General features: G+C 60.3%; 7 protein-coding genes and 1 CRISPR repeat array. All 7 genes read right to left on the reverse strand.

Annotated features, from left to right (window positions below):
• The first annotated feature begins 31 nt into the window (after positions 1-31).
• Positions 32-404: a CRISPR direct-repeat array (repeat unit 33 nt; unit sequence GTTTCAATCCACGCGGCCCGTGCGGGCCGCGAC).
• A 182-nt stretch (positions 405-586) separates the two neighbouring features.
• Positions 587-877, reverse strand: coding sequence for a CRISPR-associated endonuclease Cas2 (gene cas2 / locus VGG64_17280; GenBank protein HEY1601358.1), 291 nt, complete (start codon positions 875-877; stop codon positions 587-589).
• A gap of 61 nt (positions 878-938) precedes the next feature.
• On the reverse strand, positions 939-1,970 hold the full coding sequence (cas1c, locus tag VGG64_17285; GenBank protein ID HEY1601359.1) for a type I-C CRISPR-associated endonuclease Cas1c: 1,032 nt from the start codon (positions 1,968-1,970) through the stop codon (positions 939-941).
• Between the two features lie 22 nt (positions 1,971-1,992).
• Complete coding sequence (gene cas4 / locus VGG64_17290; protein HEY1601360.1) at positions 1,993-2,706, reverse strand: CRISPR-associated protein Cas4; 714 nt, start codon at positions 2,704-2,706, stop codon at positions 1,993-1,995.
• Positions 2,707-2,732: 26 nt separating this feature from the next.
• Positions 2,733-3,659 (reverse strand): type I-C CRISPR-associated protein Cas7/Csd2, encoded by a 927-nt coding sequence (gene cas7c / locus VGG64_17295; GenBank protein HEY1601361.1) that lies wholly within the window; start codon positions 3,657-3,659, stop codon positions 2,733-2,735.
• A gap of 67 nt (positions 3,660-3,726) precedes the next feature.
• On the reverse strand, positions 3,727-5,913 hold the full coding sequence (gene cas8c, locus VGG64_17300) for a type I-C CRISPR-associated protein Cas8c/Csd1 (protein ID HEY1601362.1): 2,187 nt from the start codon (positions 5,911-5,913) through the stop codon (positions 3,727-3,729).
• 2 nt (positions 5,914-5,915) lie between these two features.
• A complete protein-coding gene (gene cas5c / locus VGG64_17305; GenBank protein ID HEY1601363.1) occupies positions 5,916-6,602 on the reverse strand; it encodes a type I-C CRISPR-associated protein Cas5c in 687 nt (228 codons plus the stop codon).
• A gap of 317 nt (positions 6,603-6,919) precedes the next feature.
• Positions 6,920-9,133 carry a CRISPR-associated endonuclease Cas3'' gene (locus VGG64_17310; GenBank protein ID HEY1601364.1) on the reverse strand — a complete coding sequence of 738 codons (2,214 nt, stop codon included), beginning with the start codon at positions 9,131-9,133 and terminating at the stop codon, positions 6,920-6,922.
• Positions 9,134-9,542: the final 409 nt, after the last annotated feature.

A 9,542-nucleotide genomic window follows, 5' to 3' on the forward strand; every position in this document is an offset into this window, starting at 1 on the left:
GGCTGTGGCGCACGCGGCCTGAGCCGCCGTAGTTTCAATCCACGCGGCCCGTGCGGGCCGCGACGTCACGGGCGGCGATGCAGACGTCGCTGGCTGGTGGTTTCAATCCACGCGGCCCGTGCGGGCCGCGACCGGGTTCGCCTGGCAGCCGTGCGACAAGCACTGGTTTCAATCCACGCGGCCCGTGCGGGCCGCGACGCTCTTGGGCGGCCGCGTGCATAAGCCGGCCGATGGTCTGGTTTCAATCCACGCGGCCCGTGCGGGCCGCGACGATAGCAATGGTTGTGTGCAATGAGGCACCACTGGTTTCAATCCACGCGGCCCGTGCGGGCCGCGACGCGTGCCGGCCGGAGTGCCAGCAAGCGGCAATCGTTTCAATCCACGCGGCCCGTGCGGGCCGCGACCGCCGCATTGTAACTAGCGGTGGGGCAAGCGGTAATAGCTCATGTATCGCGGACCCGGCTGCGCACGGGTCGCAGCCGGGTCTAAACGCTTAAACCAAATTGTCAAAGAGCGGCCTGGATAGCGACTTACGACCATCGCGAACATCCCGGCAATTCGCCGGCCGCTTCCGGTTCGCGATGCGTCACGTGATCAGGGGGCCTTCGATGTCATAGCCTGGTTTTGCCCCTGCGTGTTCGACTCGCCGCTGCCAGTTGGATCCCAAGAAGTAAAACCGCAGGCTGTCGGTTTGAAAGTCGATCAGGTCGATCAATTGCGATCGACAGCTTGCCCATTGGGCGGGATCAACCTTGAGCTCGAAAACGGAGTTCTGCACGCGCTGACCGAAGTCGAGGCACGTTTTGGCAACGCGTCGCAGGCGTCGCCGCCCTTCGGCAGTGGTCGTGCTCACATCGTACGTGACCAGGACATACATGATTGCACTTGAGCCAATGGTGGAACAGAAGGCAGCCTTCCGAGTGCTGGCGACTGGCGGCTTACTTCCATACAAATGCCGGGTAGGCGTCGAGATCTCCACGCAATCGCCTGGCAAGTAGCCTCGCCTGCAACTGAATCAGCAAGCCCACGCTCACCTTCTCGTTGAGCACCGGATGGGTAATCTCGTCTTGTTTCCGTTTTTGATACGCGACGAGTACCGCCTTTCGCGTTGCGTCGTCCATGAGCACGGCACCCGATTCGGTTGTCCTGAATCCGGCAAGGGCAACTTGTCTGCGATTGATCAAAGATAGGGCCAAGCGATCGGCCAAGAATGGGCGAAACTCCTCCATGAGATCCAGCGCCAAGCCCGGGCGGCCTGGCCGATCGCGGTGCAGGAAACCGACCGCGGCATCCAGGCCGACGCTTTCACAAGCGCTGCGGGCATCGTGGGCAAGCATGCTGTACAGGAACGACAGCAAGGAGTTGAACGGATCGAGCGGAGGCCGGCGGCTGCGCGATGTAAAACGAAACTCTCGAGCTACCGGCGCGACAATCGTCGTGAAGCAGCCGAAGTACACGTCAGCCGCTCCGCCTTCGATGCCCCGTAACTGATCGAGCGACGTGCAACGCCGTGCCGATTCTAGATCTTGGGCCAGCCGATGGATGGCCGGCTGCACCGCGGACTGGACGTTGGGGTCGTTTGCATCTCGAATCGCCCGCAACAATACCGATCGACAGTTGGCGATTTTGGCCGCGACCATGTTCCGCGCGATTGCACACGCTGCCAGCATGTCGTCTGCTACGCGGTATTGCTCACGACGCAGAAGCACATTTCCGGGCGAGAAACCGATGATGGCAGCCCGAAATCGGCCATGCATGTCGACCAACGAAATGGTGATCCCCGCGGCGGCGCAGGCGGCCATCAGCGGTGGGCTGATTCCAATACGGCCGAAGCACACCAGGCCATCCAGATTGTGCAGCGGCACACGCAGCTTGACTTGCCGGTCGATGCGCACCGCAACCGCCTCGCCGTCTTTAGCCAGGTAAGCACCATCGGTCGTTACGAACAGCGTGTTGAGATGTTGCTTCATAATGAAGTCGCGTGGGACAGTTTTAATCGGTCGTCGGCCCGGCGGAGGCCAAGGCGCGATCCAATTGCCGCTCGGTCCAGGCCGCCATCGACGAAGCTCGACCAATCGCCGAGGGAAGGCAAATCGGCAGCAGTGAACAAGAATCGCACTTGGGTTCGCGGCGCGCCAGCGGCGTGCGGCGCGAGGCGATCAGTTCGTGCAACCGTCGCGTAGCGGCGAGCGTAGTTTCGCGCAAGGCAGCGTCGAAGAACACTTCGGTACGCCGCCGCCGACGTCCGTAGAACAAGGCACCAGCGGGGATCACCAGCCCGAGCATCTCTTCAAGGCACAACGCCTGTGCACAGAGTTGCACGCGGTCGCAATCGTCCTGCTTCGGGCGGCCGCGTTTGTACTCAACAGGCGTCACGGACCACGCGCCGGCGGTGAATCGTGCCACGCCCGACAGAGCCGCGCCCATGCGTTGCCGGGCTACGTCATCCAGCGGCGCGACTTCGACAACGTCGGCCTGGCCCGATAGACCGTAGCGAAGCGAACGCAGCGCCAGGCCGCGGACGATGCGGCGGCCGTCGCGCAGCTCGTCTTCGGCATCATGGGCTCGGCGGTGCAGATGCCGCCCTTCGACCGTCAATCGATTTTCGACCCATTGCCGCTCCAGATGGATGAGCGCGCACTGCCGCTCGCAGAACAGCAAATGCTGCAGGGCGGAAATCGGCAGCAGGTCGTCTTCGGCGAACATTGTCGGGCCACTGTTGGCGTACGACGCTACACCAGTTGGTCGATGTCGGTTGGCAACTCCAGCAGGCTGACGCCCTTGGGCAATCGCTCCCGATGGACTGTCACCTCATAGTCGCGAAACTGTCGCGGCGGCTTTGCGTCGTCGCGGCGACGGATTTCAACAAGCTCGAATAACTGACTGGCCCGCGCATTGCCCAACGGCGACTCGTGCTTGAAAAACCAAAGGCCGCGCGTGCTCATTTCGCCGCGGGCCGCCGAACGATCGTACTCAAACATGCCGTCGAGCGCGCGGGCCAGAAGTTGCAAGTCGTCGACGTTGAATCCGGTCTGCGCGGCCAACTGTGGCGAAATGAAGCCGTGGGCGACGTAGAGGCCGTAGGGGATAATCTCCTTGCGACCCATGGTCCGGTTGCCGCCGTCTTGATTTTTCGATTCTTCTTCCGTTGTTACAGCCATGCGCGTAATCGACTGCTCAAGCGGAACGATCGGGTCGACCGAGCGGGAAAACGCAAACTGCACAGGTCCACGTACCTGCCCGGCGTTAACGCCCGTGCTCATGACCGCGCCGAACATGCGGATGTCGAAGAACGTCTGGCACATCCAGCCTCGGGCACGTTCTTCGTTCGTCGGCTTGCCTTTTTCGGTCTTGGCTTTCGGATCGAGCTTCAGGGCGTCGTAGGCACGCTGATGTTGGTTGTTAAGGACTGCCTTTTCCTTGACATAGATGTCGAAACCACTCGACGGGCTCCCATTTGCGTCGCTTTGAACGAGGCTAATGAAATTGCGCACCTTGCGCTTCAGGCAAACGTCGGAAACGAGTCCGTGACCGGTTTCGGGATCGATGCGCGGAGCGTTGCCGGCGTCGGGATCCCCATTTGGGTTGCCGTTGATGACGTCAAACAGCAAGACGAATTCGTAACGATGAACAATTCCGGAAGCGGTGGCGGTCGGCATGTTGAAATCCTATTACAAGATTTGTTCAATGTCAGCGACAAGCGCTTGATGCATGTAAATGGTGAAACTACTCGTCCTTGAGCAGCGGCTTGAACCATGCACGAAGTTGATCGCGAATTGTCGTGGCATCTGGGCGCCTATCGTCTCCTTCAATCCAGTAGAGTGTGCCGTTCGGACCGCCGCCCTCGTCGGCGGAAAGAATCCCTAGCGCTCGATATTGTTCGCGCTTCTTTTCCCAATCCTCGCGGTATTTCGGATTGTCAAGCATTCCGAGAAATTCGATCAGCACCTGATCTTTCGGTGATTTCGCGGGGATGCGAAAATCGGGCCAGCGTTCACCGTTCGCCGGCAGTAGCACGGTTGGCTCGTATTCGTAGTCAATTCCCAGCTCAAACAGTCCATTCGCGATTGCCTCTTCACCGCGACTTCGTACCCAATGGTCCCCTCGCTTGGTCCGATAATGGTAAATAGAGGGCGGGTGGCTATCTAGCCAACTGAGTTCATGGTGGTATCCCAACGCAAATCGACTTTGATCTTCGAGTCGGAGAATTCGCGGGAGTTCGCCCCGGATCTGGGAATTGATTTGCCCTAATTCGTCGGAGATGAACCCAGGCCAGTCCCATTCGAGCTTGGGTAGGTGGGCAGTGATCATCAGACGTTGTAGTCGCCCCAAGTAGAGTCCGGGAGCAGTCATTACAGCACCGAAATAGCGCTGCACGATCTGGGCAGGCTTGTCTCGATCCTTCTCATTCCCGCGCGCCCGCGTCTGGGCGAACCCCATCAACGCCAGCATTCGTCCACAATGATATGCTCGGGAAACGTGTCGCTTGTCGATATAAAAATAGTTGTTCATGGTCTTCGATTCCTCGCGATTTCGGATCAGCCACGACTTGAGAAGTGCGTAGGAGGTTGGGTAGGGCCGTTCACCCGCGGCAACCATCGTCCGGATGCGCGCCAGGGCGCGATGTAAGATCGTGTCGGGAATTCTTGACCCGCCGATTGCAACTCTCCACCAATCGCGCATCAATGGCGCCGGAAGCTCCTTCGGATCGCGTGCGATTGAGGATCTGATCTTGAACAACGACGGGCACTGGTTCAACGACAATTCGATTCCGACGGGCACAATGATCGCCAAGTCTTGAAAATACTCGCGAAGTTTTTGCGCAACTTCGCGAACCGTGGTTTCGAACCAGTCGCGGACGACCGCGCGACCTTGTGCACCACTGAGCGTGACCGCGTAAAATGCCGAGGGATCATCGATGAGCGAGGCGCGGCCGGTCCAAAGGGAGCGGTAGAGGTCGGCTACCGTGCCGGGATCACTGGGATTGAATAATTCCGCGAGGCCGTCGGCCAGCTCGCCTGCCTGCTTGCCGCGGCCCCAATAGCACACGATCGTATCGTCGCTTAGACGGATGTGGCGCGTCGGGAGCGTAAGCTGCGGGTTTTCCGGATCGGGATAGTTCGGACTGAGAAGGCGGTTCAGCGCGGTCGAGCAGGCCTCGGCCGCCTGGCGACTGATCGGGGCGTTCTCGTTATTCTTCCAGCCGTGCGACTCAAACGCGTTGGCGTTGAACGAAACGAGACCGACACCCGCGGTCGCACCGCCGGGAACGCGCTTGATGAGCGGGAACAGGCCGATTTTGCCCACCGGCGCGCCGGTCACAAGACATTGCGACGAGGTGTCATCGGGGCCATCGCTGGCCGGGGCTTGCCGCCTTTCCTTCCAATAGTCACGCACCTTGGCACGATCATGAACCAGGCTGTCGACGTCGGGTGCGTAGACGAAGGCAAACAGGTCGTTCGATTTGCAGTCTTCCGGCAGCGTGATCGTTACTTTGCCTGCGGCGACCTTCTGCAAGAACTGCAAAACGGCGAGCACGCCCTTGTCGCGAGTCGTTTCGGCGCACTCAGTGACGAGCTTGCGAAACGAGGCCGATTTCTCTGCTCCTTCCTTCTGGGAAAAATTTTTATCGGCGGTCGGCAAGCCGAAAACGTACTTGGCATTATCGACAAGAAACGCAGCGGGAGCCTTCGTGCCCGAGCGCCCCGTCGGCTGCCGCGGGATGCGAAACGACTTGGCAACCGGCTTCGGCTTGCGTTTCCCTTCGGCCGGCGGCTCGGTGCGCGTGTCCTCAATGAGGATGAGCTTGCCGCCATCGCCGACGCGCACGAGCCAGGCCACCGGCTTCGGCTCGAAGTCGGGATCGGCCATCAAGCCTTCTTCTTGGGCCATTTGGTAAAGGGCTTGCAACATGGTTATTTCGCTCCGGCTGCGGTGCCATGGACGGTTGCCGCTGCCGCCTCCGCCGTGGGCGGCACTTCAATTACGCCGCGCTCCATGCGGGCAGCGAAGAAGACGGCGCGGTTCCCTTGCTTTTTGTAAACGATGTCCCAGAGCATCACGCCCAGGTCGAGCGATAAATCCAGTGGCGCAGGCGTGTCGGCGTCGATCGGCAGGACGTCGGCAACAAACTCGCGACAGCCCAGGTAAGGCTGCTGCCAATGCTGGCCGCTCTCTATTCGGCGCCGGAACATCTCGACGAACTTGCTGGGGTTGTCTTCTGGCCCGGCCCGATCCGTCATCGTGAAATGCGCGTCGACGCGATAGTCGACGTTACGCAGGGCGACCGTGTTGCGCTGGGCGCGATCTTCGTCGGCAAAGTACGGAGTATGCGCTCCGCCTCCGGCGAGCACCGCGGCCGTCGGAGCGACGGCACGGCTGTTGACTTCGTTACGACGGAAGGCGGTATACTCAATCGGCGCCAAGATGGCGATGCGGTCGACTTGCCATTGAATGGCCGGCTTCCACAGCACGGCTTCGAGCGCGCCTCGCGCCGCGGACGGCGTGATGCACGGGTACGACATGCGTTCGACCTTGTACTCCGGCCGAGTAAAACACGCGAGCGGGCCGCGGATGCGGACGGTAAAGGATGTATTGAGCATCATGGTTCTCGCCATTGCCCGGCTGGTAACTGGATATTTGTACACCAACAATCGACTGATGCAAGAAATTTCTACCGTGGTGGCCCACGAATCCGAATTACAATCGTAGGATTTATCTGTGGCTTGATTTAAGCTGAAGTATGTTGTATCGTGGAGATTGTACTGGCTCGTCAAGTCGATTGCAAGGGGAGATCTAATGCGCTGCCAACGACTGGCGGCCCAAGCTTGCCGCGGTGCTAACGGCCGCGTGGATTGAAACAGCTTTAATCACGCCAGCGCTGACCGACCGTCCTGGGCTCTAAGTCCAGGACGGTTTTTTATGCCACGTAGGCTTCTACGTTCGAGAGGCTATTGTCGTCGACTATGAGTCCGAACTCTTTTAAGTCGTAAAGGTGGGCGCACAGCGGCGTGAGCACGAAGGCGGTTTCGTTGTCATTCAGGCGTTCCAAGCCGCCGAGTGCGTGCAGTCGTGCTACATCTTGCGGAGCCGCCTGCACGAGATAAGGCTGGAGTGCGGCGAGTGTTTCGCGGTCCGGCTGGTGGCGATAGTGATTGAGTCTATCCGCCGCGTCGGCGTATGGCACGACGACGGGCACGTTGTAGCCGTCTTCGATTACCTTGCTCATGTCGGCCACGGTGGCGAAGTTGAGTTGAGCGCGCTCGGCTTGCAAGCCGCGGTCGACTGGATGCTTGCCGTACAACCGGCGAAAGTAGTTTTCGAAGATCGCCGGATTGCCGAGATCGAGAGCGCCTTCGTATTCGACGAGCATTCCGCGCGTCGTTTCTAGGCCTTGCTTGAGCACGCCGGGGGGCGGATCGGTGGGGGCTTGAAATACGACGACTTCGCCCGCTGGGTGGCCGGCAGCTGCGGTCAACAGGCCTTCGCGGTCACAACGGCCCGCTGCCTGGGCGATGCTGTCGAGCCCGGCGAGTGCGCGGAACACGACTGGAAAATCGACGTCGACGCCCGCTTCGACCAATTGCGTGGCCACGAGCCGCAACGGCTGTCGGTCGCCTTTCAATCTTCGGCGCACCTGATCGAGCACGCTTCGGCGATGCGCGGGACACATCAAGGCCGATAGATGGAATCGTCCCCGTTCAGGTAACAGCTTTGCCAGAACGCGGGCGTCACGGCGGAGATGTACGATGGCCAGAACGCGGGAATGTTGGGTGATGGCAACAGCGATCGGACCATAAGACGGTGGGCGCGGCTGGGTGAGGTCGGGCCAGTGGACTCGCACGCGCCGCGATCTGGTAGCCAGTGTCGGCGCGTCGGACACGATCTCGCGCACGTTGAGCAGGCCGGGGAAGCCTGCGCGGTCCTTGAGCGCCGGTTGCGTGGCGGTTGAAAGAACGACGCTCGCCCCATAGCGTCCGGCAAGTTCGTTTAGCAAATCGACGAGGACGGCGGTCAAGTGGATGGGAAGGCATTGAGCTTCGTCGAGGATTATCACGCTGCGCGCCAGGTTGTGCAACTTGCGGCAACGCGATGGCTGATTGGCGAGGAGCGATTCAATAAGCTGCACGTTTGTGGTGACGACGATGGGTGCGTCCCAATTCTCGGCGGCCAGGCGACGCCGGCTTTCCAGCTCTTCGTTCTGCTCGCGACGCGATTGGACGTCGATATTCGAGTGATGTTCGAGCACGTCGGCTGCGCCAAAGATGTCGCGATACACGGCGGCGGTCTGCTCGATGATGCTCGTGTACGGGATGGCGACCACGACGCGTCGCTGGCCGTGGCGGATGGCGTGGTCGAGGGCAAAGGCAAGGCCCGACAATGTCTTGCCGCCCCCGGTGGGAACAGTCAGGCTAAACAGTCCCGCGGGCAAGGTGGCCGCGCGACGGCAATCGCCCAATACGTCGGCCCGCAGGCGATTGACTGGCGTATCAGTGGGGAACCTGGCGAGGTGCGTGTGCAAACGGTCGCGCAAGGTGCCGATGCTATCGTACTGGCCACGATGCTGGGCGAGCGCTGGATCGTAGAACCGCTCGGTTTGCAGATAATCGGCGTCAACCAAAGCGGAGAAGAGCAGCCGGATCCACAGCTCAAGACGGCGTTTTTCTACGTCGTTGCGCGCAGACAGAACGGGCGGCAAGGGCGGCAGAGATTGCGGGAAGATCGCCAATGGCACGCTCGCTTGGATGCGCTGCCAAGCGTCGGAGTTGTCATTGAGTCGCTCGATCAGTGGCGTGATCGTCGTCTCGCCACGCGCGCTAAGGTTTGCGACGCCGGCGTGATGGCCAGCGATTGCTAGCGCCAATCCGATGGAAGCGCTGCCGAGTGTCCGCGCGGCTACCGCGCCGGGACCCGCGTGGTCCACGCCGACCGGCGAGCCACGAAGCCGTTCTTGAAACTCGGGAAGAAATTTTCCGAGATCGTGCCACCAGCCGACGAGGCGTCCCCAGTCACCGGCGTCAAACGCTGCCGCAAATTCGCCTGCTAGCTCAGCGACTCGTTGGAGATGGTCTTCGAGCCGTTCCCATTCGTCGAACGGGCGGCCCGGTAAACTGTGTGCGAAAAAATCGGGCATTGCCGGAGAACTTCATTATGCGACCGGCGGCTCGGGGCAAAGTGTACCTTATTGCAAATCCAGGTCGTGCAGTCCAACTAAAATCAAAGGATTATTGAGATTGGTATGAATACGCCGAAGACACGCTGAATGGGCGGAGTAGAGATCGAAACGCAATGCTCTTCTTATGGGCGCGGAAATGTTTCGCGATGTAAGTTGGAGGCACAACGCGAGTACCATTGCAAGCTCCTGCTGGTCATTTCTGAGGTGCGTTATTTACGAGCCGCAGCATTTTGTCCCAGACGGCGCTGAGCGGCCTCCGTAGAATACGGTGCCAGCCGGAGTCTTGCTGAGAGGGTGTTGGCATTCCTCGGGATATCACCCCTTGCAGACGGAGGATTGGAATGACAAGCACCGGCAGCATAAAGCC

The sequence above is a fragment of the Pirellulales bacterium genome (assembly GCA_036490175.1).
Taxonomy (GTDB): Bacteria; Planctomycetota; Planctomycetia; order Pirellulales; family JACPPG01; genus JACPPG01.